Source organism: Streptomyces sp. NK08204 (assembly GCF_020400585.1).
Taxonomy (GTDB): domain Bacteria; phylum Actinomycetota; class Actinomycetes; order Streptomycetales; family Streptomycetaceae; genus Streptomyces.
The window spans coordinates 1-25,810 of sequence record NZ_JAINVF010000014.1 but is presented as its reverse complement, the minus strand read 5'-3'; the positions used below and the strand labels follow the sequence as shown (position 1 = coordinate 25,810).

General features: G+C 71.8%; 19 protein-coding genes. 11 read left to right on the top strand and 8 right to left on the bottom strand.

The genetic code is table 11. The annotated features are described in order from the left end of the window. Positions 1-184: 184 nt before the first annotated feature. On the bottom strand, positions 185-1,024 hold the full coding sequence (locus tag K7G59_RS21355) for an IclR family transcriptional regulator (protein ID WP_263976595.1): 840 nt from the start codon (positions 1,022-1,024) through the stop codon (positions 185-187). 299 nt (positions 1,025-1,323) lie between these two features. On the opposite strand from K7G59_RS21355, the gene K7G59_RS21350 reads away from it, so the two are divergent. Genes K7G59_RS21350 through K7G59_RS21340 form a run of 3 tightly spaced genes read left to right on the top strand, consistent with a single transcriptional unit; the run spans position 1,324 to position 2,989 of the window. Continuing rightward, positions 1,324-1,647, top strand: a complete 324-nt coding sequence (locus K7G59_RS21350; protein ID WP_225836577.1) for a bifunctional 3-phenylpropionate/cinnamic acid dioxygenase ferredoxin subunit — start codon at positions 1,324-1,326, stop codon at positions 1,645-1,647. Beyond that, entirely contained in the window at positions 1,644-1,808 is a 165-nt protein-coding gene (locus K7G59_RS21345; RefSeq protein WP_225836575.1) for a hypothetical protein, read from the top strand. The genes K7G59_RS21350 and K7G59_RS21345 overlap by 4 nt, the downstream gene beginning before the upstream one ends. Beyond that, a complete protein-coding gene (locus tag K7G59_RS21340; RefSeq protein WP_225836573.1) occupies positions 1,805-2,989 on the top strand; it encodes an NAD(P)/FAD-dependent oxidoreductase in 1,185 nt (394 codons plus the stop codon). The genes K7G59_RS21345 and K7G59_RS21340 overlap by 4 nt, the downstream gene beginning before the upstream one ends. A gap of 107 nt (positions 2,990-3,096) precedes the next feature. Here K7G59_RS21340 and K7G59_RS21335 read toward each other — a convergent pair whose 3' ends face one another. Continuing rightward, entirely contained in the window at positions 3,097-3,630 is a 534-nt protein-coding gene (locus K7G59_RS21335) for a hypothetical protein (protein ID WP_225836792.1), read from the bottom strand. Positions 3,631-4,050: 420 nt separating this feature from the next. On the opposite strand from K7G59_RS21335, the gene K7G59_RS21330 reads away from it, so the two are divergent. The 5 genes from K7G59_RS21330 to K7G59_RS21310 are packed head-to-tail and all read left to right on the top strand — an operon-like array spanning position 4,051 to position 11,928. Next, positions 4,051-6,843: a nitrate- and nitrite sensing domain-containing protein gene (locus K7G59_RS21330; RefSeq protein WP_225836572.1), complete on the top strand. Its 2,793-nt coding sequence runs from the start codon at positions 4,051-4,053 to the stop codon at positions 6,841-6,843. Continuing rightward, positions 6,840-7,274, top strand: coding sequence for a roadblock/LC7 domain-containing protein (locus K7G59_RS21325; RefSeq protein ID WP_225836571.1), 435 nt, complete (start codon positions 6,840-6,842; stop codon positions 7,272-7,274). Before K7G59_RS21330 ends, K7G59_RS21325 begins: the two co-directional genes overlap by 4 nt. A 9-nt stretch (positions 7,275-7,283) precedes the next feature. Then, positions 7,284-7,679, top strand: a complete 396-nt coding sequence (locus K7G59_RS21320; RefSeq protein WP_225836570.1) for a DUF742 domain-containing protein — start codon at positions 7,284-7,286, stop codon at positions 7,677-7,679. A 24-nt stretch (positions 7,680-7,703) separates the two neighbouring features. Continuing rightward, positions 7,704-11,342, top strand: a complete 3,639-nt coding sequence (locus K7G59_RS21315) for a hydantoinase B/oxoprolinase family protein (protein WP_225836569.1) — start codon at positions 7,704-7,706, stop codon at positions 11,340-11,342. Continuing rightward, complete coding sequence (locus tag K7G59_RS21310) at positions 11,323-11,928, top strand: ATP/GTP-binding protein (RefSeq protein ID WP_225836568.1); 606 nt, start codon at positions 11,323-11,325, stop codon at positions 11,926-11,928. The genes K7G59_RS21315 and K7G59_RS21310 overlap by 20 nt, the downstream gene beginning before the upstream one ends. A 124-nt stretch (positions 11,929-12,052) precedes the next feature. On the opposite strand, the gene glpK is transcribed toward K7G59_RS21310, so the two are convergent. From glpK to K7G59_RS21295, 3 genes are all read right to left on the bottom strand, one after another. Then, positions 12,053-13,588: a glycerol kinase GlpK gene (glpK, locus tag K7G59_RS21305; RefSeq protein WP_225836567.1), complete on the bottom strand. Its 1,536-nt coding sequence runs from the start codon at positions 13,586-13,588 to the stop codon at positions 12,053-12,055. Positions 13,589-13,732: 144 nt separating this feature from the next. After that, positions 13,733-14,482, bottom strand: a complete 750-nt coding sequence (locus tag K7G59_RS21300; protein ID WP_225836566.1) for an MIP/aquaporin family protein — start codon at positions 14,480-14,482, stop codon at positions 13,733-13,735. Between the two features lie 358 nt (positions 14,483-14,840). After that, a complete protein-coding gene (locus K7G59_RS21295) occupies positions 14,841-16,493 on the bottom strand; it encodes a GGDEF domain-containing protein (protein ID WP_225836565.1) in 1,653 nt (550 codons plus the stop codon). Positions 16,494-17,109: 616 nt separating this feature from the next. Between K7G59_RS21295 and K7G59_RS21285 the strand changes: the two genes are divergently transcribed. Next, positions 17,110-17,646 (top strand): NUDIX domain-containing protein, encoded by a 537-nt coding sequence (locus tag K7G59_RS21285; protein WP_225836563.1) that lies wholly within the window; start codon positions 17,110-17,112, stop codon positions 17,644-17,646. Positions 17,647-17,656: 10 nt separating this feature from the next. Here the strand turns inward: K7G59_RS21285 and K7G59_RS21280 are convergent, their stop codons facing one another. Then, on the bottom strand, positions 17,657-20,017 hold the full coding sequence (locus tag K7G59_RS21280; RefSeq protein WP_225836561.1) for a glycoside hydrolase family 31 protein: 2,361 nt from the start codon (positions 20,015-20,017) through the stop codon (positions 17,657-17,659). Positions 20,018-20,231: 214 nt separating this feature from the next. On the opposite strand from K7G59_RS21280, the gene K7G59_RS21275 reads away from it, so the two are divergent. Beyond that, positions 20,232-22,199 carry an acetoacetate--CoA ligase gene (locus K7G59_RS21275; RefSeq protein ID WP_225836559.1) on the top strand — a complete coding sequence of 656 codons (1,968 nt, stop codon included), beginning with the start codon at positions 20,232-20,234 and terminating at the stop codon, positions 22,197-22,199. A 127-nt stretch (positions 22,200-22,326) separates the two neighbouring features. Next, positions 22,327-23,220: a hypothetical protein gene (locus K7G59_RS21270; protein ID WP_225836557.1), complete on the top strand. Its 894-nt coding sequence runs from the start codon at positions 22,327-22,329 to the stop codon at positions 23,218-23,220. Between the two features lie 69 nt (positions 23,221-23,289). On the opposite strand, the gene ptsP is transcribed toward K7G59_RS21270, so the two are convergent. Beyond that, the gene (gene ptsP, locus K7G59_RS21265) at positions 23,290-24,960 is read right to left on the bottom strand and encodes a phosphoenolpyruvate--protein phosphotransferase (RefSeq protein WP_225836555.1); all 1,671 of its coding nucleotides are present in this window, start codon (positions 24,958-24,960) and stop codon (positions 23,290-23,292) included. Between the two features lie 81 nt (positions 24,961-25,041). Next, positions 25,042-25,491 (bottom strand): PTS glucose transporter subunit IIA, encoded by a 450-nt coding sequence (locus K7G59_RS21260; protein WP_225836553.1) that lies wholly within the window; start codon positions 25,489-25,491, stop codon positions 25,042-25,044. Between the last annotated feature and the right edge of the window lie 319 nt (positions 25,492-25,810).

The following is a 25,810-nucleotide window of genomic DNA, read 5'->3' as shown; positions in this document are numbered from 1 at the left end:
GGTTGCACGATGAGAAACATATTGAGAACGGCGCCGCGGGGCCGTCAAGAGGTGCGGGCAACCCTTGTCCTACAGACATCCGCGGGGCCGGACCTCTCGGACACACGACGGTGCGGTCCGGGAACTCCCCGGGACCGCACCGTCGTTGCACTGTTTCGCGCGCCGTGCGCACGCTGTTTCTCCGTCAGAAGCCGTAGCCCATACGGCGGGACAGCTCGGCCCCCGCGGCCACCGTCCGCTTGGCCACCTCCGGCAACCGGTCCGGGTGCAGCCGGTACACCGGACCCGAGACGCTGATCGCCGCGATCACCTTGCCGTCGTGCGCCCGGACCGGCGCGGCGACGGCGGCCAGGCCGAGCTCCAGCTCCTCGATCGTGACGCCGTAGCCCTGCTTCACCACGGCCTCCAATTCGGCACGCAGTATCGCCGCACCGGTGATCGTGCGGTCCGTGAACCGGTGCAGCGGACGGGCCAGCAGGCCCTCGCGCAGGGTGGGCGACAGGTGGGCGAGCAGCACCTTGCCGCTGGAGGTGGCGTGCAGCGGGGTGCGCCTGCCCAGCCAGTTCTGCGCGGTCACCGACGCCGTGCCACGGGCCTGCATGATGTTGACGGCCGCGTCGTCGTCCAGTACGGCGATGTTCACCGTCTCGCCCAGCTCGTCCGCGACCTCGCGGCAGACCGGGACGCCCTCCTGGGAGATGTCCAGCCGCACTGCCGCCGCGCCCGCGAGGCGCAGTACGCCGGCCCCCAGGTAGTACTTGCCGCGGTCCTTGGCCTGCGCCACCAGGCCACGGTTCTCCAGTACGCCGAGCAGCCGGAACGCCGTGGACTTGTGCACGTCCAGCTCTTCGGCGATCTCGGTGACGCCCGCCTCGCCGTGCCGGGCGAGGATCTCCAGCACGCTCACGGCGCGGTCCACCGACTGCACCGCGCCGGCTGCTCCGCGGCCGTCCTGCCTCTGCGGGGCCCGTGGGTCCTCCGTGGCCCCCTCGCTGCGGTCAGACTGCTTCTGCGCGCGGGTCATGGCTCAACTCTCACCACCTGTGGGCCCGGTTCGGGCCGCATCTGCGGGAAGCCCTTGACGCGACGGTCGTCCCGCCCGGATTCTGTTGCGTATAGCGCTCGCTTCTGCGCCATACGAAACATCATGTTACCGAAGCGTCCGGATCCCGGAAGGGTTGCGGACCACGTGGGCCGCCGATCGGTCCGTCACTCCCGCGCTGCGTCACCGCCCGGAGCGACGAAGGTCCGGACGCCCGCCCGCATCCCCACAGCCTGCACCGAGAAGGTCCCGGACCGAGCGTCCGGACCGAGAGGGGGCCCGTGATTCCCGTCTGCCGTCTCGAAGACCTCCCCGAGGGCGAGTCCGTCCGTGTCGCCACCTCACCGCCGGTCGCCGTGTTCCGCACCGACGACGGAGCGCTGTACGCCATCGACGACACCTGCACCCACCAGGACGCGTCCCTCTCCGAGGGCTGGCTCGAGGGCTGCCTGGTCGAGTGCCCGCTGCACGCCGCGTGCTTCGATCTGCGCACCGGCGAGCCGACCTGCCTCCCGGCCCGGCGCCCCGTCCGCACCCACCGCGTCACCGTCGAGGACGGCGTCGTCCACGTCCATCTCACCGCGCAGGAGGACACGGCCGCATGAACGACGCCGACCCGCAACGGCCCGGTACACCCGCACGCGCCGCCCCGGCACCCGCGCTCGCCCCCGACTCCCCGGGAAGGCGCCGCGGTACGGCCGCGACCGCACTGACCGCCCCCGGCGCCGTCCGGTGGCTGACCGGGGAGAGGCACGGTGCCGCATGAGGACGGTGGCCGTCGTCGGTGCTTCCCTCTCCGGGCTCTATGCGGCCCGTGAACTGCGCGCCCAGGGTTTCGACGGCCGACTGGTGATCGTCGGCGAGGAAACCCACCGCCCCTACGACCGCCCCCTTCTCTCCAAGGACTTCCTCACCGGCCGCGCCGGCGAGGACCAACTCGCCCTCACCGATCCCGACGACCTCGCCGGGCTCGGCGCCGAGTGGCTGCTCGGCGTCCGCGCGCGCGGACTCGACACCCGCGGCCGTAGCGTGCTGCTGGAGGACGGCCGTACCGTGCCCACCGACGGCGTCGTCATCGCCACCGGCGCCACCGCCCGCCGCCTGCCCGGTGACAGCCCGGCGGGGGTGCACACCCTGCGCACCCTGGACGACGCCCGCGCCCTGCGCGCCGACCTCACCCGGGGTCCGAGCCGAGTCGTCGTGATCGGCGGTGGCTTCATCGGCGCCGAGACCGCCTCCTCGTGCGCCCTGCTCGGCCACGCCGTCACGGTCGTCGAAGCCGCCCCGCTCCCGCTCGTGGCCCATCTCGGCGCCGACATGGCCGCCGTGTGCGCCGCGCTCCATCGCCGCGGCGGGGTGCACCTCGTCACCGGAACCGGCGTGGCCGGGCTGCGCGGTACCGGCAGGGTGAGCGGCGTCGACCTCACCGACGGCCGCACCCTGCCCGCCGATGTCGTGATCGTCGGGATCGGCACCACCCCCAACACGTCCTGGCTGACGGGCTCGACGCTCGCCCGCCACGACGGCGTGCTCTGCGACGGCGGCTGTGCAACGGGCCTGCCCCAGGTCGTCGCGGTCGGCGACGTGGCCCGCGTCGGCGGCGTCCGGGCCGAGCACTGGACCTCCGCGACCGAGCAGCCCCGAGTCGCCGTGGCCAACCTGCTCGCCGGCCGCACCCTCCACACCCTGCGCACAGTGCCGTACTTCTGGTCCGACCAGTACGGCTCGCGCCTGCAGTTCGCCGGCCGGTGGCGCGAGGGGGACACCGTCCGGGTCACGGAGGGCGACCTCACGGCCGACGATCCCGGGGAGAGCGGCTTCCTCGCCCGCTACGAACGCGACGGCCGCACGGTCGCCGTGCTCGCGGTGGACCGCCCCCGCCCCTTCACACGGGCCCGGCGGGAACTCGGCCGAGAAGAGGGGCGAGTGCAGCCGGCCGTGCCGTGAGGAGCGACCGGGACCACGGCAGCGGTGCCTCGCCGTGAGCACCGGCCGGGCCGCGGCAGCGGGACTCGCCGTGACTGCCGGTGTCCCCGCCCAGGACGATCCCGGGATCAGGGGTGCGACAGCCGCCCGGCGCCGCCCCGTCGGCGTATGCGCTCCTGCTCCCGCCTGGCGGACCGCTCCTCGCGCCGACGGGCGCGGCGCTCCCGGCGCAGCGCCCGGGCCGTGCTGCTCGGCTCGGAGACGACCCCGTACCGCTGGTTCCACACCTGGCGGGTCACCCATACGTCGACCACGGCCCAGGTGGCCACCACCGTGCTCACCACGCTGCCGATCACCATCGGGAAGGCCAGCCAGGACCCGGCCATGGTGCACAGGAACGCGATCATCGCCTGGATCAGCGTCACCGAGGTGATCAGTACCGCCCGCACCGCGGCCGTACGCACCGGATCGGGCATCCGGCGTCGGCGCGCGGGCTCATCGACCCACAACGGCCGGTTTCGCGCCTGCCGTTGACGCTCGTTGGACCCCCGGATGTGCTCCCGCGCCGGAATGTCGCGATCCAGCGCCCCTCGGCCCCGCCGCATCGCCCAGCGATCCGCCACGTTCTCCTCCGGCGCCTCGCGCCGCTCCGCCGTGCCCATCACCGTGTCACTCCCCACCGCCGGCAGACCGCTCACCCCCGGCACCCGAAGACACCGACTCCCCAGTGGCTGCCCGGCTTGCGCTGCTTTACGCCGCCGAGATGCGGGATGCGGCTCCTGTGTCCGATTCCGCCCCCATTTCCTGTAGAGAAGGACGAACGGGGTCCCGCGAAGATTCCCCTCGGCGAAAATTTCCAGCCAACCACCTGTCCGGGCCGCTGCGGCCGGTCCCGTCGCGGGCGGTCGAATCGCGGGGACAATCTCCCGCAATGCCCGGACAACTCGCCATCTCCCGCTGCCAGTACGGAATTTCACACTCCGAATATGTCTTCGAGTTACCTGTGATGCGGTAGTAGGCTCGCGCCGTTTGTTGACGGATATACGTGCCCCCGGTCGGCGGGGGCCGAGCTGGGGGAGGCCATGCGCTTTCGCGGGAAGTCGATCCGCCGGAAGATCGTGGCGCTGCTCCTCGTGCCGCTGGTGTCCCTGACCGCTGTCTGGGGCTTCGCGACGGTACTGACGGGGCGTGAAGTGGCCCAGCTGTTCCATGTGACGGGTGAGAGGCAGGACATCGGCTATCCGACGGAGGACGCGATCCGTGTCCTGCAGGAGGAACGCCGCCAGACGCTGCTCTACCTCGCCGACCCGCGGGCCACCGACGCCGTCTCGACGCTCAACCACACCCGCACGGCCTCCGACCAGGCGATCGCCGAGGTCCGCAAGAACGCCGAGGGCCAGGACGGACTCGACGGGAACGGGCGCGACCGTCTCACCACCGTGCTGGACGGGTTCGACGGTCTGGACTCGCTGCGCCGCAGCGTCGAAGAGGGCACGGTCACCCGCGCCCAGGCCTTCGACCTGTACAACCGGCTCATCGGCTCCTGCTACACCCTGCTCAGCTCCCTCGACCAGGTCGACGACGTCGACCTGGACAAGCAGGCTCGCGCCCTGGTCCACGTCTCCGCCGCCCGCGATCTGCTCTCCCGCGAGGACGCGCTGCTCGGCTCCGCCCTGGTCGTCGGCACGCTGACCCGCAACGAGATCCGTGAGATCGCCGACCTCGCCGCCCAGCGCACGGCGCTGTACGCCGTCGGCCTTGCGCAGCTGCCCACCGCGGAGCGCGAACGCTACGAACGCTTCTGGAAGAACGCCCCCACGGCGGCACTGCGCGCAGCCGAAGAGACCGTCACCCGCAGCGATCCGGGAACCCCCCGCGGGATCACCGCCAAGAGCTGGGACTCCGCGGCCGGCCCCGCCCTCCGTCAACTCGGCGGTTTCGACGACCAGGCGAACGACCACTTCCAGAACCGCATACGTCCCCTGGCCATGCACGTCATCGTGGAAGCGGTCATCGCGGGCCTGCTCGGCCTGTTCGCCGTCGTGTTCTCCATCGTCATGTCCATCCGCGTCGGCCGCGACCTCATCCGCGACCTGCGGCAGCTGCGGACGGAGGCCCACGAGGCGTCCGGTGTCCGACTGCCCAGCGTGATGCGCCGCCTGTCCGCCGGGGAACAGGTCGACGTGGAGACCGAGGTGCCGCGGCTGGAGTACGACAAGAGCGAGATCGGCGAGGTCGGCCAGGCCCTCAACACCCTGCAGCGCGCCGCCGTCGAGGCCGCCGTCAAGCAGGCCGAACTGCGGGCGGGCGTCTCCGAGGTGTTCGTCAACCTCGCCCGCCGCAGCCAGGTGCTGTTGCACAAGCAGCTCACGCTGCTGGACACCATGGAACGCCGGACCGAGGACACCGACGAACTCGCCGACCTGTTCCGCCTGGACCACCTCACCACCCGCATGCGCCGGCACGCCGAGGGGCTGGTGATCCTGTCCGGCGCCGCACCGTCACGGCAGTGGCGCCGCCCCGTGCAGCTGATGGACGTCGTCCGGGCCGCCGTCGCCGAGGTCGAGGACTACGAGCGCATCGAGGTACGGCGCCTGCCGCGCATCGCCGTCACCGGACCGGCCGTCGCCGACATCACCCACCTCGTGGCCGAACTCCTGGAGAACGCCACGGTCTTCTCGCCCCCGCACACCGCCGTCCAGGTCCTCGGCGAGCGAGTCGCCAACGGCTTCACCCTGGAGATCCACGACCGGGGCCTCGGCATGACGGCCGACGCGCTGCTGGACGCCAACCTGCGGCTCGCCGAGACGCCCGAGTTCGAACTCTCCGACACCGACCGGCTCGGCCTCTTCGTGGTCAGCCGTCTCGCCCAGCGCCAGAACGTCCGGGTCTCCCTCCAGCCCTCCCCCTACGGCGGGACCACCGCCGTTCTCTTCATCCCCGACACGCTTCTGACCGAGGACGTCCCGGACACCGACGGGACCGGCTTCCGCCTCGACCGGAACCGGCCCGCGCAGGAGTCCGAACCGGCGGCGGGCCGCGCCGTCGCCCGCGCGCAGGCACCGGCGCAGCTGCCCGGGATGCCGACGTCCGTGCTGGACGGACCGGTCGAGCTGGAGGCGCCCGTCGGCCTGGACGCGCTCAACGACTTCCCCGGCGCCCTGACGGACCAGGACAGCGAGCGCGGCGGACTCTTCCGCCCCCGCCGTTCCCGCTCCCGCGCCGACGACCCGGGTGCCTTCCAGCCGGGCGACCGTCATCAGCCGGCCCCCTCGCAGCTGGGGGACCCGCAGAACGGAGTGGTCGGCGGGCCCGTACCGCTGCCCCGGCGGCAGACGCCCAAGCTGGTCAGCTCCCACGGCAGGCCCGTGACCGAGCAGCGCTCCCACTTCGGCGAGCCGCAGGAACAGCCCGGCGGGGGCACACTGGCCCCGCTGCCCAGCCGCCGGAGCACAGACGCCTCCCGCGACGTCACGGGACACACCGACCGCGTCGAGGAGCGCGGGCCGGTTCCGGGCGGTGACGAGACCGCGGGGCACCCGGCGCTGCCCAGGCGGCCCCGGCCCGCCGCCCTGACCGGTGGACCGGGAGAGCAGGCCCCGGCGGCCCACGGCACCGCCCGGGAACCGATGCCGGGCATGAGCCCGCTGCCCCGGCGCGTACGACAGGCCAGCCTGGCCCCGCAGCTGAGGCAGGACATCGAACGCAGCGCCGAACGCCGACCGCAGCCCGTCGGCGACCGCGACGCCGCCGAGGTCCGCAGCCGGATGGCCTCGCTCCAGCGCGGCTGGCAGCGCGGCCGTGAGGACAACGCCGCGGGCGACGGGGCCCAGAACGGCGCAGCACGAGGAACGACTAAGGGGGACGGTCGATGACCGCACCGAAGGCCACCGGCCACACGGAGACGAACAAGGGAGAGCTGAACTGGCTCCTCGACGACCTCGTCGACCGGGTCGCCAGCATCCGCAAGGCCGTCATACTCTCCGGTGACGGTCTGCCCACGGGAGTGTCCAAGGATCTGACCCGGGAGGACAGCGAGCATCTGGCAGCCGTCGCGTCCGGCTTCCACAGCCTGGCCAAGGGCGTGGGCCGTCACTTCGACGCGGGTAGCGTCCGGCAGACCGTGGTCGAGCTGGACGACGCCTTCCTGTTCGTGACCGCCGCCGGGGACGGCAGTTGCCTCGCCGTCCTCTCGGACGCGGACTCGGACGTCGGGCAGGTCGCCTACGAGATGACACTGCTGGTCAAGCGGGTCGGTGTGCATCTGGGCACTGCTCCGCGCACCGGTCTGCCCCTGGGCGGGTAGTGGGATGGCATGAGCGGAGACGGTCAGGGAACAAGCCACTGGTTCGACGACGAGGCCGGACCGGTCGTCCGTCCGTACGCCATGACGCGTGGCCGCACCACGAGCGCGGCCCAGCACCGCCTCGACCTGATCGCGGTGGTCGGCACGGAACCCGGCACGGGTGATCCGGAGGCGGACCAGACACTGTCCCCGGAGCATGTGGAGATCGTCGGACTCTGTCGTACGGCACCGCAGTCGGTTGCCGAACTCGCCGCGGAACTCGATCTGCCGATCGGGGTCGTCCGTGTGCTCATCGGCGACCTCGTGCACGCGGAGCTCGTCCACGTGACACGGCCGGTGCCCCCGGCCGAGCTGCCGGACGAGAGTATCCTGCGCGACGTGATCAACGGCCTCCGGGCACTGTGACCGGCGCGGAAGCGGAGTAGTGACGTGACAGGCTGGCAGTTCTGGGTCGATCGAGGCGGCACCTTCACCGACATCGTCGCGCGTCGCCCGGACGGCCGGCTGCTCACGCACAAGCTTCTGTCCGAAAACCCCGCCCGGTACACCGACGCGGCCGTCGCCGGCGTCCGTGAACTCCTCGACGGCTCCGAAGAGCCCATCGACGCCGTCCGCATGGGCACGACGGTCGCCACCAACGCCCTGCTCGAACGCAAGGGCGAACGCACCCTTCTGGTGATCACCCGGGGCTTTGGTGACGCCCTGCGCATCGCCTACCAGAACCGGCCCCGGATCTTCGCCCGCCGCATCGAACTGCCCGAGCTGCTCTACGAGCGGGTCGTCGAGGCCGACGAACGCGTCGCCGCCGACGGCACCGTCCTGCGCGCCCCCGACCTGGACGCCCTGGCGGGCCCGCTGCGGCAGGCGTACGACGACGGTATCCGCGCGGTCGCCGTCGTCTGCCTGCACAGCCACCTGTACCCCGCCCACGAGCGGGCCATCGGCGACCTCGCCGCCCGCACCGGCTTCCCGCAGATCTCGCTGTCCAGCGAGGTCAGCCCGCTGATGAAGCTGGTGCCGCGGGGGGACACCGCCGTCGTGGACGCCTACCTGTCGCCCGTGCTGCGCCGCTACGTGCGGCACGTCGCCGACGAACTCCAGGGCGTGCGCCTGATGTTCATGCAGTCCAACGGCGGACTCGCGGAGGCCGGACAGTTCCGCGGCAAGGACGCCGTTCTCTCCGGGCCGGCCGGCGGCATCGTCGGTATGGCCCGCATGTCGCAGCGCGCGGGCTTCGAGCGCGTCATCGGTTTCGACATGGGCGGCACCTCCACCGACGTCTCGCACTTCGCCGGCGAGTACGAGCGGGTCTTCACCACCCAGATCGCGGGCGTCCGGCTGCGCGCGCCCATGCTGGACATCCACACCGTCGCGGCCGGCGGCGGCTCCGTCCTGCACTTCGACGGCTCCCGGTACCGCGTCGGCCCCGACTCGGCGGGCGCCGACCCCGGCCCCGCCTGCTACCGGGCGGGCGGCCCGCTCACGGTCACCGACGCCAACGTGATGCTCGGCCGTATCCAGCCCGGCCACTTCCCCAGCGTGTTCGGGCCCGACGGCGGCCAGCCCCTCGACACCGCCCTGGTCCGCGACCGCTTCGCCGCCCTCGCCCGCGAGATCCGGGAGAAGACCGGCGACGACCGCACCCCGGAGCAGGTGGCCGAGGGCTACCTGCAGATCGCCGTCGCCAACATCGCCAACGCCGTGAAGCGGATCTCCGTCCAGAAGGGCCACGACGTCACCCGGTACGCCCTCACCACCTTCGGTGGGGCGGGGGGCCAGCACGCGTGCAGGGTCGCCGACTCGCTCGGCATCCGTACCGTCCTCGTACCTCCCATGGCCGGTGTCCTGTCCGCGCTCGGCATCGGACTCGCCGACACCACCGCCATGCGCGAACAGTCCGTCGAGGCACCCCTGCGGGCCGCCTCGATGCCGGCCGTCCTCAAGACGGCCGACGACCTGGAGGGCGCCGCCCGCGCCGAACTCCTCGCCGAGGACGTGCCGGAGGACCGCATCGAGGTCACCCGGCGCGCTCAGCTCCGTTACGACGGCACCGACACCACCCTGACCGTGGAGCTGGCCGAGCCCGGCGCGATGAGGCACGCCTTCGAAGAACGCCATCGCGCCACGTACTCCTTCGCCCTCGACCGCCCGATCGTCGTCGAAGCCCTCTCCGTCGAAGCCACCGGCATCACCGCGCCCCCCGATCTGTCCGCCCTCGCCCCTTACGAAGGCCACCCGGCCGCCCCCGGCACCGTCCGCCTCCACACCGGCGGCGTCTGGCGCGACGTACCCCTCCACCGCCGCGAGAACCTTCCTCCCGGCGAGACCGTCACCGGCCCCGCGATCATCGCGGAGGCCGGCGCGACCACCGTCGTCGACGACGGCTGGCGGGCCGCGGCGACCGAGGACGGGCATCTGGTCATGGAACGCGCGGCGATCACGCAGAGTTCCGACATCGGCACAGAAGCCGACCCGGTTCTGCTGGAGGTCTTCAACAACCTCTTCATGTCGATCGCCGAACAGATGGGCGCACGGCTGGAGTCCACGGCCCAGTCCGTCAACATCAAGGAACGCCTGGACTTCTCCTGCGCCCTGTTCGATCCGGACGGAAACCTGGTGGCCAACGCCCCCCACATCCCCGTGCACCTGGGATCCATGGGCACCAGCGTCAAGGAGGTCATCCGCCGCCGCGGCGCCTCGATGCGACCGGGCGACACCTATGCCGTCAACGACCCGTACCACGGCGGCACACACCTGCCCGACGTCACCGTGATCACCCCCGTCTTCGACACCGACTCCGCAACCGACACGGAACGTGAGCCGGAGATCCTCTTCTACGTCGCCTCACGGGGCCATCACGCCGAGATCGGCGGCATCGCCCCCGGCTCCATGCCCGCCCACAGCGGCAGCATCGAGGAGGAGGGAGTCCTCTTCGACAACTGGCTGCTCGCGCAGAACGGCCGGCTGCGCGAGGAGGAGACCAGGCGCCTGCTCGCCGAGGCGCCCCATCCCTCCCGGAACGTGCACACCAACCTCGCCGACCTGCGGGCACAGATCGCCGCCAACCAGAAGGGCGTGGACGAAGTCCGCCGCATGATCGAGGAGTTCGGCCTCGATGTCGTCCAGGCCTACATGCGGCACGTCCAGGACAACGCGGAGGAAGCGGTCCGCCGTGTCATCGACGCCCTGGACGACGGGGAGTACGCCTACGAGACCGACTCGGGCGCCGTCCTCCGCGTCCGCGTCCGCGTCGACCGCACCGAGCGCCGCGCGACCATCGACTTCACGGGCACCTCGGCACAGCTCGCCACCAACTTCAACGCCCCCTTCGCCGTGGTCAACGCGGCCGTCCTGTACGTCTTCCGCACCCTGGTGGCCGACGACATCCCACTCAACGACGGGTGTCTGCGCCCCCTGGACATCGTCGTGCCGCCCGGCTCCATGCTCGCGCCCGAGCCGCCCGCCGCCGTCGTCGCGGGCAACGTCGAGACGTCCCAGTCCATCACCGGTGCCCTCTACGCCGCGCTCGGAGTCCAGGCCGAGGGCTCCGGCACCATGAACAACGTGACCTTCGGCAACGAACGCCACCAGTACTACGAGACCGTCGCCTCCGGATCGGGTGCCGGTGACGGTTTCCCGGGCGCCGACGTCGTCCAGACCCACATGACCAACTCCCGGCTCACCGACCCGGAAGTCCTGGAGTGGCGCCTGCCCGTCAGGCTGGAGGAGTTCACCGTCCGGCGGGGCAGCGGCGGAAGCGGACGCTGGCGCGGCGGAGACGGCGCTCTGCGCCGCATCCGCTTCCTCGAACCCATGACCGTCTCCACGCTCTCCCAGCACCGCCGCGTCCCGCCGTACGGCATGGCGGGCGGCGGCCCCGGCGCGCTCGGCGCCAACCGGGTGGAGCGAGCCGACGGCACGGTCACCGACCTCGGCGCGAGCGGTTCCGCGGACGTCGGCCCCCACGACGTACTCGTCATCGAAACCCCAGGTGGCGGCGGCTACGGCCGACCGTCGCCCGACCCCCTTCAAGCAGGAGAAGAGACCGATGATCTGCGGGCGTTCTGAGCGAGCGATGCCTCCGGTCGAGCCCGTCACCCTCAAGATCCTGGTGGCCGGTGGCTTCGGCGTGGGCAAGACGACTCTCGTCGGCGCGGTCAGCGAGATCAGGCCGCTGCGCACCGAGGAGTCACTCACCGAGGCCGGGCGGCCGGTGGACGACACCAGTGGTGTGGAGGGCAAGCGCACCACCACCGTGGCCATGGACTTCGGGCGCATCACCCTGCGCGAGGACCTGGTGCTGTACCTGTTCGGCACGCCCGGACAGCAACGGTTCTGGTTCATGTGGGACGAGCTGTCCGAGGGCGCGCTCGGTGCCGTCGTGCTCGCCGACACGCGCCGCTTGGAGGACTGCTTCGCCGCCGTCGACTACTTCGAGCGGCGCTCCATACCGTTCACGGTCGGCGTCAACTGCTTCGAGGGGGCCGACCGGTACCCGGCCGACGCGGTACGCCAGGCCCTCGACCTGGACACCGACGTACCCGTCCTGCTGTGCGACGCCCGCGACCGGGAGTCCGTCAAGGAAGTACTCATCGGCGTCGTCCAGCACGCGATGGAGTACGCGGCCGACCGCCGCCGGGCCGTCATCGTCTGACCGGCACCCCCACCCCGTCCCCCCGCGGACCCGCTACGCCGCGTCCGTGCGCGCGTACGGCCCGTATCCCGCCGACCGGGGTACGGGCCGTGGTCCTGGGAAGGGCCAAAGCGCGTGAAGCGACTTACGACGGGCGGCTCTGAGCGTCGCCCTCCGCCAGCCACCCGAAGCTCTTCCCGACGGCCCTGCGCCAGTTGCCGTACTCACGGTCGCGCACGGACGCCTCCATGGCGGGCGCCCACTCCGCGTCCTTCTGCCAGTGCGACTTCAGCTCGTCGAGGTCGTTCCACACACCCGTCGCCAGACCGGCCGCGTAGGCGGCGCCCAGGCAGGTGGTCTCGGACACCCGGGGCCGGATCACGGGGACGCCGAGGACGTCCGCCTGGTGCTGCATGAGCAGGTTGTTCCCGGTCATGCCGCCGTCGACCTTCAGGGTGGTGATCCTGACCCCGGAGTCCTGGTACATGGCGTCCACGACCTCCCGGGTCTGCCAGCTCGTGGCTTCCAGCACCGCGCGCGCCAGATGGGCCTTCGTCACATAGCGGGTGAGCCCGGTGACGACCCCACGCGCGTCGGAACGCCAGTAGGGCGCGAACAGACCGGAGAAGGCGGGCACGATGTAGGCGCCGCCGTTGTCCTCGACGCTCGCCGCGAGAGGCTCGATCTCATCGGCGGTGCGGATGATCCCGAGTTGGTCGCGGAACCATTGGACCAGCGCGCCCGTTATCGCTATGGACCCTTCCAGGCAGTACACCGGCGCCTCGGTGCCGAGCTTGTAGCCCATCGTCGTCAGCAGCCCGCTCTTGGACGGCACCGGCCGGTCGCCGGTGTTGAGCAGCAGGAAACTTCCGGTGCCGTAGGTGTTCTTCGCGGTGCCGACGTCGTAGCAGGCCTGCCCGAACACGGCGGCCTGCTGGTCGCCCAGCGCCGAGGCCACGGGCACACCGGCGAGCTGACCGACGGCGGGGCCGTACACCTCGGCGGAGGACCTGATTTCGGGCAGGACCGCCTCGGGGATGTTCATCGTGGAGAGGATGGAGGTGTCCCACTGGAGGGTGTCGAGGTTCATCAGCATGGTGCGGCCGGCGTTCGTGACGTCGGTGACGTGCCGGCCGCCGTCGGTGCCGCCGGTGAGGTTCCAGATCAGCCAGGAGTCGATGGTCCCGAAGGCGATCTCGCCGCGTTCGGCGCGCTCCCGGAGGCCCGGCACGTGATCCAGCAGCCAGGCCGCCTTGGGCCCGGAGAAGTAGCTGGCCAGCGGTAACCCGGTCCGCTCGCGGAAGCGGTCCTGGCCGTCCGTGCCACCCAGTTCGTGGCACAGGGCCGCGGTACGGGTGTCCTGCCAGACGATCGCGTTGTGCACGGGCTTGCCCGTGGCGCGGTCCCACAGGACCGTCGTCTCCCGCTGGTTGGTGATGCCGAGGGCACTCAGCTGGTCCGCGCGCAGCCCGGCCTTGGCGAGCGCCCCGGCCACCACGGCCTGCACCTTGGACCAGATCTCGGTGGCGTCGTGCTCCACCCAGCCCGGCTTCGGGAAGATCTGGCGGTGCTCGCGCTGGTCGACGGCGACGATCGCGCCGCCGTGGTCGAAGATGATGCAGCGGCTGGACGTGGTGCCCTGGTCGATGGCGGCGACGTACTTCTCGGCGGTGTCCGTCATGGCTGTCCCTGGGTCGCTGGGTCGAATCGCTGGGCCGGGTCGCTGGGGTGGTCGCTGGGGTGGTCGCTGAGCCGGGTCGCTGGGGTGGGATTCGAGGGGCGGATCGCGGGGGCTCGCGCGCCGTGTCGCACGAGCCCGGCGGTCTCAGAAGGCCGCGTTGTAGACGAGACCCGCGAGCACTCCGCCGATCAGCGGGCCGGCGACCGGGATCCACGCGTAACCCCAGTCGGAGGTGCCCTTGTTCGGGATCGGCAGGAAGTGGTGCACGATGCGCGGGCCGAGGTCACGGGCCGGGTTGATGGCATAGCCGGTGGGCCCGCCGAGGGAGAGTCCGATGCCGACCACGAGCAGCGAGACGATCAGCACGGTGGTGCCGGACTCGCCGAGGCCCTTGGTCAGCCCGAAGGCGAGGATCGGCAGCACCAGCGCGACCGTCGCGATGATCTCCGTGATCAGGTTGGCGACCGGGTTCCGGATCTCCGGGACGGTCGAGAAGATGCCGAGCGTGGGCACCGGTTCGTCGTCGGTCGCCTCGGTCGTGCCCTCCGGGCGGACGTTGGCCTGGAACTGGGCGAGGTAGACCAGGTAGGCGAGGACCGCACCGAGCATCGCGCCGACGATCTGGCCCAGCAGGTACACCCAGACCTTGCCCCACTTGCCGGTGTCCACGGCGATGCCGATGGTGACCGCGGGGTTCAGATGCCCGCCGGAGAGGGGAGCGGCGGTGTACGCGCCCGCGAGCACGCCGAACCCCCAGCCGAACGCGATCACGATCCAGCCCGCGGCCCGTGCCTTCGAGTGCTTGAGGGTGACGGCGGCGCAGACACCGGCACCGAAGAGGATCAGGATCGCGGTGCCGATGACTTCGCCGACGAATATGTCTCCATTGCTCATGGCGGCTCCCTAGGCGTCGGCTCGGGGCGATCGGCCCCGGCCCTCCGTGCAGGAACGTTCCCTTGGCGACTTCAGCCGAAGGCGGGGAGGGTCCGCGCCCCGCCAGGCGTCGATGACGAGCGTGCCGTCGCAGCCGGACCGCCTGGGCAGAAAGGGACGTGGAGCAGGGCAGACCCATGGCGCAGTGCCTGATAACGCCGAGAATGTGCGGCGATGTCGGCTGACACCGGGAAGTGTTCACCGGCGTTCGAGGGGCGTCAAGGTCGACGACGGCAACGGTGACAGCGACTCACCCGGAGTCTCCCCGACGGCCCTTGTCCCCGGGATGCGCCTCGACGGACCTGCACAGGCGGGCCGTTCACCCACCCGGCTCGGCCGCCGCGTAGCCCGCCCGGGCCGGCGCCGTGCCCGAACCGCGCCGTACCTCGTGGCCGGGAAGCCCGGCACGCCCGAGCACCCAGCCGGCGCCGTCCAGTGCCTTCGCCGCCTTCTTCAGAGGGGCGAGATGGGCGGCGGCCTGCCGGTGGTCGGCCACGCTGCCGGGTGCGCACACGACCGTCGCCAGGGACAGGGTGACCGGCCGGCCGCCCGCGGACCAGGGAGCGTCGAGCACCGCGGCGACCAGCGCGTCCAGCGCCTCCTCGTCGGCCAGCACCAGGAAGTCGTCCCCGCCGATGTGCCCCACGCGCGCGTGCCCCGGCACAGCCTCTTGCAGTGCCCGCCCGACCGAGCGGATCAGCTCGTCGCCCGCGGCGAACCCGGCGCCGTCGTTGACCTGCTTGAAGTGGTCGATGTCCAGCCAGCTCAGGGCGAACGGCCGGCCGTCCGCGATCCGCCGGTCCGCCTCGTCCGTGATCGCCTGCGAACCAGGCAGCCTGGTCAGCGGATTGAGCCCCGCCGCCTCCTCCACCCGACTCTCGGCCAGTGCCCGAACGAGATCCGCGAGCCGTACGACGCCCACGCACCGGCCATGTCGGTCGACCACCGCCACATCGTCCGACGTACGGTCCCGGCCGCCGACCGCGACCACGTCCAGCACCTCCCAGGCGGTGGCGTCGACACCGACCGTGCGCGGCGCGTCACCGAGCTTGAACGCCGGGCGGTCCGCGTAAAGGGCGTGCCCGTAACGCCCGGACATGGACAGCAGGAAGCGGGAGCGGTGAACCGACCGGAGGGGCGCCCCGGCCTGGTCCACCAGCAGCACCCCGGAGACGTCCGGGGAGCCGGTCAGCAGCGCCCGCACCTGCCCGGCGGAGGCGGTGGCCGGCAGAACGGCGGCGGGGCGCACGAACTCCCGCACCGAGGGGCCCGATCGGGGCGCGGCAGCCACGGACCCGCCGGAGCCGGACGGAACGTACACGTCCGCGGCGGGAATCCGGGCGGCGGGAGCGAGCAGCTCCCCCTGGGCCAGTTGGGCACCCGCCGACACGGCCGCCGCGCACTGCAGTTCGGTCTCCACACCCTCCACCGCCACCAGCGCGCCCAGCTGTTCGCACAGCGTGCGCATGGCCCGCACCGCGGCCGGCCGCGTCAGCAGCGAGGCGTCGAGCTTGACCAGGTCGGGAGAGAGGTCGGTGAGCAGTCTGAGGGGCACATCCCCCTCCCCGACACCGTCCGCGCTGATCCGGAAGCCCTGCGCACGCAAGGTGGTCACTGCCTCGAGCAGGGCCCGTTGGGGCACATGGGTGTAGGGCGGGACGATGTCGAGCGTCACCTCCCAGGGCAGGCGCCCCGCCGCGCGTACGGCGTCGTGCAGCGGGGTGAGGCCGCCGAGGTCGGCGAGCGTGGCCGCGAACACGTTGAGGTGCAGCGGCAGCAGCGTCTTGGTGCGAGTCGCCGCGCGGAGCGCCAACACGGTCAGCCTGGCGTCGAGCTCGGGGTCCCGACGAGCCTCGGCCAGGACGTCGCCGGTCTCCGGGCGGGCGAGCGTCTCCAGTGCGGCGACCGTGCTCGTCCTCAGGTTGACCACGGGCTGGAAGGCGAAGCGGAGAGTATCCGTCCAGGAGTGCACGGGAGCATGATGGCTCCGACCGCGTGCGCCCAGGCGCAGTTCATGAGACGTTCACGCAGGATTCCGGGGTGGTCGCAGAGCGTCGACAACATCATCGGACCCGGCTGCCGCACTCGCGTCGCCGCATTCGGCAGCGCGCCGCGACCACCGCCGATTCCCACCCGAACACCCCCTGACCGGCGGTGATTCCCCCACGGGCCCCGGCGACCTGGCGCGTGCCCGCGGCGTCTGCCGACTGCCACGTCATTTCACAGACCTGGCGACGGCCTGAGCGGGCACGGCCTTCCCGTAAGAGGTGAGCCCGGCGCCGGCGTCGTCCCGCTGCACGGTCCCTGAGACCTGTCGCGCCCCGGGAAGCGCGGGGTCGGCGTCGACTCCACCTGGATCCGTACCGCCGGAATTCGTACCGCCAGGATCCGCAACGGCCGGGCCGCCCCGTGCCGGTGGCGAAGTCCATGCCGGCCGCCCCCACCTGGCGGAACGTCAGGGAATCCGCCGCGAGCCGTCGCGAAGAGGCAGACCGCTGCGGTGAACCGCCGGGGGTCACCCGGCCTCGTCAATCCCTGTCATTCTGCTTCCGGAAGACGTCCTTCCCGCGATCGGATACAGTCCGCGCGTGTCCGAAACTCAGCACTCAACTGCCAACTCCGCTCCGGACTCTCACTGTTCGAGCTGCGGAGCGCCCTACGGAGAGGGCATCTCCGGCTGGCCGCGCACCTGCCCCTCCTGCGGCACCGTCGCCTACCGCAACCCGCTGCCGGTCGCGATCGCGCTCCAGCCCGTCTACGACACCAAGGGCACCGCCCTGGTCGTCGTCACCCGAACCGTCGCCCCCGCGCGCGGAGGCACGGCACTGCCCGGCGGATACGTCGACGACCGGGAGGACTGGAAGCAGGCCGTAGTCCGCGAACTCAAGGAGGAGACGGGCATCGACGCCGCCGCCCGCGACGTACGGCTCGTGGACGCCATGAGCTCGCCCGACGGGCACCTGCTGTTGTTCGGACTGCTCCCGGAACGCCCGGCCGACGGCCTGCCGCCCTCCGCCCCCACGGACGAGACCGAGGGCTGGCGGCTGCTGCGCAGGCCCGAGGAACTCGCCTTCCCGCTGCACACCGCGGCCGTGAAGGCATGGTTCGACGGCCGGTACGTCTGAGCCGTACCGCTCAGCCGAGCCCCCGCACACGCACCGGGTAGGGCGGCTCCTGCACGCCGTCCTCCCGCTCCCTGGTGACCACCACCCGCCGGCCCTGCCGGCGGGCGACGTAGCGCTCCATCTCCGGCTCGTCCCACCCGTCGCCCGCGTCCGGCACCACCAGTCCGCCCCCCGTCCGCCCCCGCGCGGGTGCCCACACCTCCAGCTCCAGCCCGCCGTCCGCGCCGCGCACGGGCAGTACGGCACCCGCCCGCGCCAGCACCGGTATCCGGGACAGCGGCGCGTCCAGCAGAACCCGCGCCGCACCCTCGTACGCCTCCTCCGTCACCGTGTCGTACCAGCGGCCCGGCGGCAGCTGCACGGCACGCCGGTCGGCGCCCGGATCCAGTACCGGAGCCACCAGAAGGCTGTCGCCCAGCAGGAACGCGTCCTCGCAGTCACGCAGCGCGCGATCCTCCGGAGCCCCCCACCACAGGGGCCGCACATAGGGCGCGCCGGTGCGCCGGGCCAGATGCGCCAGCGTCATGAAGTACGGCAGCAGACGCCGGCGTCGCAGCAGCGCCACGCGCGCGTGCTCCAGCACCTCGGCACCGAACTCCCACGGCTCCCTGCGCCCCGCCCGCAGGCTCGCATGCGTCCGGAACAACGGCAGATGCGCCCCCAGCTGGAACCACCGCAGGTACAGCTCCGGCGACGGACTTCCGTCGAACCCGCCCACGTCCGGCCCCGAGTACGGCACCCCGCACAGCCCGAGCCCCAGGACCAGCGACAGCGACGCCCGCAGCCCCGGCCAGCCTGTCGCCACGTCCCCCGACCACGTGCCCCCGTAGCGCTGCATCCCCGCCCAGCCGGAGCGGGAGAACAGGAACGGCCGCTCGTGCGGAGACAGCTCGCGCAGCCCCTCGTAGGCCGCCTGCGCCATGCACAGCGCGTACACGTTGTGGGCCTCCCGGTGATCACCGCCACGGCCCTCCAAGGAGTGCCGTGTCGAACGCGGCAACGTCTGCTCACCGAACGCGGTGAACGACACGGGCTCGTTCATGTCGTGCCAGAAACCCGCGAAACCCTGCCCCAGTCGCTCCTCGTAGAGCCCGCCCCACCACTTGCGTACGCGCGCGTGCGTGAAGTCCGGGTACACCGACTCGCCGGACCACACCACACCCCGTACCGTGCGCCCAGAGGCGTCTTGCGCGAACGCGTCCACGGCCGAACCGCTGTCGTAGACAGGATTGCCGGGCGCGGCCTTCACCGCTGGGTCGACGATGGACACCAGCCGGATCCCGTCGCGGCGCAGCTCCTCCGCGAGCACGGGGAGCTTGGGAAAGCGTTCCTGGTCGACCGTGAACACCTGATGGTCCTCGAAATGGTCGATGTCCAGGTGGACCGCGTCGAGCGGAAGGCCGCGCTCCTGGTAACCCGAGACGATCCGGCGCACCTCCTGCTCACTGCCGAAACCCCACCGCGCGTGATGATGGCCGAGCGCCCACGCGGGCGGCAGCGCCGGCGCCCCGGTCAGCGACGCCCACGTGAGCAGCACGCGCGCGGGCGTGCCCACCGCCACCCAGCACCGCAGCGGGCCGCCGTCCATCCGCACCTCGCAGCGCCCCGCCCGGTCGTGCCCGGAGCCGGCGCCCTCCTCGCCCTCCCGCAGGGTCACCGTGCCGTCCCACGAGGTGTCGTGGAACACCAGATGCGCGGCGGCGTCCGCCACCACCAGCTGCACCGGCATGGTGAGATACAGCGGATCGTCGCCCGGCCCGAACGCCCGGCCAGGGTCGGTGTTCCACAGCCGGTACGTGCCGTCTCGCAGTCGGGGCCCGCAGGCGCGCCCACCCAGGCCGAAGAACCTGGCGTCCGCCGCCACCTCCGACCGTTGCATCCACCGAGCCTCACCCCCGCCGACCGGCTCCCACCAGCGCGGCGGAAGGTCCCGGCGCAGGGTCACACCGCCCGGCGTGCACACCTCCACCGCGCCGTGCCGCGAGACGACCACCGTCACCCTCTCGGCGACCACCCGCCAGCCGCCGTCCTTGTCCGGCTCCAGCACCGCCCGCGGATCCGGCTCGGGACAGCCGCCGGCAAGCGCGTACGACGGCTCCGGACCCGCCCCGTCCCAGCCCAGGAAGACAGCTCCGTTGACCGCCACGGTGATCCGCAGCTCCGACCGGCTGAAGCGGATCAGACCGCCTCCGGGACCCGGCTCCACCTCCTGGACCCGTCCCGGAACCCGCGCGCGCTCGGCCCCCCGCGGCGGCAGCCCGGTGGCGTCTATCCGCCTCCTGCGCCACGCGGCCCGTACGGTGCGCAACCTCCCAGCCGCCTTTCCCGAACCGACCACACTCACCGAACGCACCAGGTCACGACCGTCCATGCTGCTCACCCTGCCACTGACCGCCCCACGCGCGCGTGGCGTTCAACTACCGTTCACCCGTGCCAGGCCCACATCTTCATGACACCGACTATGTGGGGCACGCCCTGGTGCATAAGTCGATCACATGGCATCGTCCTGTCAGCCGCGTCACGCGCACACCCCAGCCCGTGCGCGGACCGACGCACACGACGCGCACAGCCCGGGAGCCGCCCACATGTCGACAGAGAACGCCCAGCCACTCTGGCAGCCCGATCCCGAGCGGATCGCCCAGGCGCACATCACCAAATTCCAGGCCTGGGCCGCCGAGCACCACGGCGCCCCCGCCGAGGGCGGTTACCCGGCCCTGCACCGGTGGTCCGTCGACCAGCTCGACACCTTCTGGAAAGCCGTCACCGAGTGGTTCGACGTACGCTTCTCCACCCCCTACTCGCGCGTGCTCGGCGACCGGTCGATGCCGGGCGCCCAGTGGTTCCCCGGCGCCACCCTCAACTACGCCGAACACGCCCTGCGCGCCGCGGCCGGCCGCGAGGACGAACCCGCCCTCCTGTACGTCGACGAGACCCACGACCCACGCCCGGTGACCTGGTCCGAGCTGCGCCGCCAGGTGGGCTCCCTGGCCGCCGAACTCCGCGCGCTCGGCGTCCGTCCCGGCGACCGCGTCAGCGGCTACCTCCCCAACATCCCCGAGGCCGTCGTCGCCCTCCTCGCCACGGCGGCCGTCGGCGGCGTGTGGACCTCGTGCGCCCCCGACTTCGGCGCCCGCAGCGTCCTCGACCGCTTCCAGCAGGTCGAGCCCGTCGTCCTGTTCACCGTCGACGGCTACCGCTACGGCGGCAAGGAGCACGACCGTCGCGAGATCGTCGCCGAGCTGCGCCGCGAGCTGCCTACCCTGCGCGCCGTGGTGCACATTCCTCTCCTCGGCACCGAGGCACCCGAGGGCGTCCTGGACTGGGCTGCCCTGACTTCGGCCGACACCGAGCCCGTCTTCGAGCAGGTCCCGTTCGACCACCCCCTGTGGGTGCTGTACTCCTCCGGCACCACCGGTCTTCCCAAGGCCATCGTCCAGTCCCAGGGCGGCATCCTGGTCGAGCACCTCAAGCAGCTCGGCCTGCACTGCGACCTCGGCCCCGGGGACCGTTTCTTCTGGTACACGTCCACCGGCTGGATGATGTGGAACTTCCTCGTCTCCGGCCTGCTCACCGGAACGACGATCGTCCTGTACGACGGCAGCCCCGGGTACCCCGACACCGGAGCCCAGTGGCGGATCGCCGAACGCACCGGAGCCACCCTCTACGGCACCTCCGCCGCCTACGTCATGGCCTGCCGCAAGGCGGGGGTGCACCCCGCCCGCGACTTCGACCTCTCGAAGATCCAGTGCGTCGCCACCACCGGTTCCCCCCTGCCGCCCGACGGGTTCCGCTGGCTCCACGACGAGGTCCGCGACGACCTGTGGATCGCCTCCGTCAGCGGCGGCACCGACGTCTGCTCCTGCTTCGCCGGAGCCGTACCGACCCTGCCCGTCCACATCGGCGAACTCCAGGCCCCCGGCCTCGGCACCGACCTGCAGTCCTGGGACCCCAGCGGCAAGCCCCTGGTGGACGAGGTGGGCGAGCTGGTCGTCACCAATCCCATGCCCTCCATGCCGATCCGCTTCTGGAACGACCCCGACGGCAGCCGCTACCACGACAGCTACTTCGACACCTATCCCGGCTTCTGGCGCCACGGCGACTGGATCACCCTGACCTCACGCGGCTCGGTGATCATCCACGGCCGCTCCGACTCCACCCTCAACCGGCAGGGCGTCCGCATGGGGTCGGCCGACATCTACGAGGTCGTCGAACGCCTGCCCGAGATCAGGGAGTCCCTCGTCATCGGCATCGAAGAGCCCGACGGCGGCTACTGGATGCCCCTGTTCGTCCACCTCACCCCGGGTGCCGTCCTGGACGAGGTACTGCTGACCCGCATCAAGAAGGCCATCCGCGAGCAGCTCTCACCACGCCACGTGCCCGACGAGATCATCGAGGTCCCCGGCATCCCCCACACTCTCACCGGAAAGCGCATCGAGGTCCCGGTCAAGCGGCTCCTGCAGGGCACACCGCTGCAGAAGGCGGTCAACCCCGGATCCATCGACAACCTGGCCCTGCTGGGCTTCTACGAGGAACTGGCCCGCAAGCGCGCCTGACCCGCCCCCTTCCACCACCGGCCCCGGAGCTCGCCGAACACCTCGGCATGATCCGGGGCCGGTTCCGTTGTCAGTGCTGCCGGTTACGGTGAGTGAGCACTGATCGACTGCGCGACTGGGGGAAAACATGGCGCACTCCGACCACACCACCATGCGACGCTTCCTGCGCCGCGAAATCGCCGGCACCATCGGCCTGCTCACCGACGAGCACGACTTCCGTGCCATGCGGCGCTACCGCAGCTTCACCTTCGACGACCATCCCACCTACCTGCAGCAGGTCGAGGCCCTCCTCAAGACACGGGCCGCCCAGGGCAGCCACACCACACTCGCCCTGTTCGACCCCGAGGAATACGCCGAATTCTGCGCGAGCACAGGTCTCGATCCCGAGGCACCCGCGAGCCGGACCCGTTTCACCGCTGAACTCGCGGCCACCGGCCCCACCGTCCCCTACGACGGCCGGCCCCTGGCCACGCTCCTGCCCGCCCTCGTGGACGAGGCGGTACGGCAGGCCACCTGGGAGTACGCCACCACCCTGCTGACCCGCCTCGGTCCCTGCCCCACTTGCGGCGAGGACATCGGCCGCGCGGCCTTCGACCGCGCCTCCACCATCCTGACCCGCATCCTCCACAGCGCTCCTGCCGGCGACAGGCACCTCGTCTGCAGCGTCTCCGGACCACCGGAAACCCTGATCTCCGTCCTCCACGGCGACCGGGACGCCGATGGCCGCCCGCGATTCGACGACGCGGAAGCCCTGGAATTCACCAGCGTCCTCGCCCTGGGACTCGCGACCCGCAGCCCAGGCGGCCTCGTCATGCGCACCAGCACCGCCGGCACGGCCGACCGGGTCTGCGGCTGGCGGCTGCGCGGCGGCGGCCTGGAACCCCTCACCGCCTCGGAGGTCTTCGACGCCTACTGCACCGACGTCGAATCGGGCGACCTCCTCTCCCCGGAGTCCGGCGTCGACTACTGCGAGCCACCCGACCTCGCAGAGGAGGACACGGCACCGGAACACCGCCACTGAGCACAGCAGGGGCGCCCCACCCGAAGGCGGGGCGCCCCTTAACCCGGCAGACCGGCCGCGCCGGTACGACTACTCGCCGGACAGCACCGCCTGAGCAGCGCAGCGCGCGTCCTCGGCGCTGTCGGCGGCACGAGCAGCGGCAGCGGCCCGCTCGCACTGCGCCAGCGTGTACTTCGCCAGCGTCGCCCGCACATAAGGAATGGCCGCCGCACCCATGGACAAGGAGGTGACGCCCAGACCCGTCAGCACGCAGGCCAGCAGGGGGTCGGACGCGGCCTCGCCGCACACGCCGCAGCTCTTGCCCTCGGCCCTGGCCGCCTCGGCGGCCAGGGCGACCAGGTCCAGGAGCGCGGGCTGCCATGGGTCCTGCAGCCGCGACACCGCGCCCACCTGCCGGTCCGCCGCGAACGTGTACTGCGCGAGGTCGTTCGTCCCCAGCGACAGGAACTCGACCTCCTGCAGGATCGACCGTGCCCGAAGAGCGGCCGACGGGATCTCGACCATCGCGCCGAACTTCGCCGGCAGCCCCGCGGCCCGGCAGGCGTCCGCGAACGCCCTGGCGTCGGCACGGTCCGCCACCATGGGCGCCATGACCTCGAGGTAGACCGGCAGCCCCTCGGCGGCCTTCGCCAGCGCGGTCAGCTGCGTACGCAGGATGTCGGGGTGGTCGAGCAGCGTCCGCAGGCCCCGCACGCCCAGCGCCGGGTTCGGCTCGTCCGCCGGCGTCAGGAAGTCCAGCGGTTTGTCGGCGCCCGCGTCCAGCACCCGTACGACCACCCGGCCCTCGGGGAACGCCTCCAGCACCTGCCGGTAGGCCTCGACCTGCTTCTCCTCGGACGGCGCGTTCTTGCTGTCGTCCAGGAACAGGAACTCGGTACGGAACAGACCGACGCCCTCGGCCCCGGCCTCCACCGCGGCCGGCACATCCGCCGGGCCGCCCACGTTGGCCAGCAGCGGCACCTTGTGCCCGTCGGCGGTGACACCGGGCCCGGTCGCGGCGGCCAGCGCGGCCTTGCGCTCGGCCGCAGCGGCCTCCAGCTGCGCCGTCTTCTCGGCGCTCGGGTTCACGAAGACGTCACCGGTGCTGCCGTCCACGGCGATCACCGTGCCCTCCGCCAGCTCACCGGCGCCCGGCAGCGCCACGACCGCCGGGACGCCGAGCGCCCGCGCGAGGATGGCGCTGTGGCTCGGCGGCCCGCCCTCTTCGGTGACGAAGCCGAGCACGAGGGCCGGGTCGAGAAGTGCCGTGTCGGCCGGCGCGAGATCGCGCGCCACGAGCACATAGGGCTCGTCACTGTCCGGGACACCGGGCATCGGCACCCCGAGCAGCCGGGCGACGATGCGATTGCGCACGTCATCCAGGTCGGCTACGCGGCCGGCGAGATACTCACCCGCACCGGCCAGCAGCTCACGGTAGGCGGCGAACGCGTCGTACACGGCACGCTCCGCCGTGCTGCCGACAGCGATCCGCCGGTCCACGTCCGCCATCAGCTCGGGGTCCTGCGCCATCATGGCCTGCGCCTCGAGCACGGCCTGGGCCTCGCCGCCCGCCAGATTGCCGCGCGCCACCAGGTCGGCGGCAACGGCGTCCACGGCCTGACGGGCGCGGCCCTGCTCGCGTCCCGCCTCTTCCGCCGGGATCTGCTTCGCCGGCGGTTCGAGCACCGCGGTTCCCATGTGCCGAACCTCGCCGATCGCCACGCCATGGCTCACGCCGACGCCTCGCAGCGTTGTTTCCATCTCACCCGTCTCCGATAAGTGCGGCAGGTCCCGCCGCCGCAGGGGTTGTCGTGTTCGCCGCCCTTCGGGCCGGCACTGCCGTCACTGCCAGGCGAAGAGGCTGTCGCCGGCCTTCACATCGCCACTGTCGCGGAGGTCGGAGAGGGACTCGGCCGTGGCCTCGAGCGCGACGATCGGGCACACCGGGGACTTGCCCGCAGCCTCCACTGCGGCGGGGTCCCAGCGCACGATGCCCTGGCCGCGCGTGACGGTGTCGCCCTTGCTGACGAGGAGCTCGAAGCCCTCGCCGTTGAGCTGCACGGTGTCGATGCCGAGATGGGTGAGTACGCCGCGTCCGCTCGCGTCGAGAACGACGAAGGCGTGCGGGTGCAGGGAGAGGATGACGCCGTCGACGGGCGCTACCGCCTCGGAGGGTTCACGTACGGGGTCGATCGCCGTGCCCGGGCCGACCATGGCCCCGGAGAAGACCGGATCCGGCACAGCGGCCAGTCCGATGGCGCGTCCAGCGACCGGGGACGTCACGGTGGTCATGGGAAGCCTCCCAGGGGTGGAGCTGCACAGGAGCCGTCACGGGCTGTCCCGGACGGCACACGCAGCAGCAGGGTATGCCAGATGAAGTGGCCGTTCCGCATGGAAGCTACCAGCTAGTGGTCTAGACCACCAGCCCGGTTCATTTGCACCTGCTTCGGGGCTCCGTGTACAGTCGTAACCCTGCTTGAGGCGGACCGGCGTGAAAGCGTCATCTCTCAGCAGCATCCAAACTTGTCAGATCCCATCCAGGGTCGCCTTCCGCATGTCCGCGGGAGATGTGGTCAGGGAGACGGAAAAACACTGATAGAGTTTGAAACAT

Excerpts from the sequence above, each read along its gene's own strand:
- K7G59_RS21355 (WP_263976595.1), bottom strand. The coding sequence starts at position 1,024 with ATGACCCGCGCGCAGAAGCAGTCTGACCGCAGCGAGGGGGCCACGGAG.
- K7G59_RS21345 (WP_225836575.1), top strand. The coding sequence starts at position 1,644 with ATGAACGACGCCGACCCGCAACGGCCCGGTACACCCGCACGCGCCGCC.
- K7G59_RS21340 (WP_225836573.1), top strand. The coding sequence starts at position 1,805 with ATGAGGACGGTGGCCGTCGTCGGTGCTTCCCTCTCCGGGCTCTATGCG.
- K7G59_RS21335 (WP_225836792.1), bottom strand. The coding sequence starts at position 3,630 with ATGGGCACGGCGGAGCGGCGCGAGGCGCCGGAGGAGAACGTGGCGGAT.
- K7G59_RS21330 (WP_225836572.1), top strand. The coding sequence starts at position 4,051 with ATGCGCTTTCGCGGGAAGTCGATCCGCCGGAAGATCGTGGCGCTGCTC.
- K7G59_RS21325 (WP_225836571.1), top strand. The coding sequence starts at position 6,840 with ATGACCGCACCGAAGGCCACCGGCCACACGGAGACGAACAAGGGAGAG.
- K7G59_RS21320 (WP_225836570.1), top strand. The coding sequence starts at position 7,284 with ATGAGCGGAGACGGTCAGGGAACAAGCCACTGGTTCGACGACGAGGCC.
- K7G59_RS21310 (WP_225836568.1), top strand. The coding sequence starts at position 11,323 with ATGATCTGCGGGCGTTCTGAGCGAGCGATGCCTCCGGTCGAGCCCGTC.
- glpK (WP_225836567.1), bottom strand. The coding sequence starts at position 13,588 with ATGACGGACACCGCCGAGAAGTACGTCGCCGCCATCGACCAGGGCACC.
- K7G59_RS21300 (WP_225836566.1), bottom strand. The coding sequence starts at position 14,482 with ATGAGCAATGGAGACATATTCGTCGGCGAAGTCATCGGCACCGCGATC.
- K7G59_RS21280 (WP_225836561.1), bottom strand. The coding sequence starts at position 20,017 with ATGGACGGTCGTGACCTGGTGCGTTCGGTGAGTGTGGTCGGTTCGGGA.
- K7G59_RS21275 (WP_225836559.1), top strand. The coding sequence starts at position 20,232 with ATGTCGACAGAGAACGCCCAGCCACTCTGGCAGCCCGATCCCGAGCGG.
- K7G59_RS21270 (WP_225836557.1), top strand. The coding sequence starts at position 22,327 with ATGGCGCACTCCGACCACACCACCATGCGACGCTTCCTGCGCCGCGAA.
- ptsP (WP_225836555.1), bottom strand. The coding sequence starts at position 24,960 with ATGGAAACAACGCTGCGAGGCGTCGGCGTGAGCCATGGCGTGGCGATC.
- K7G59_RS21260 (WP_225836553.1), bottom strand. The coding sequence starts at position 25,491 with ATGACCACCGTGACGTCCCCGGTCGCTGGACGCGCCATCGGACTGGCC.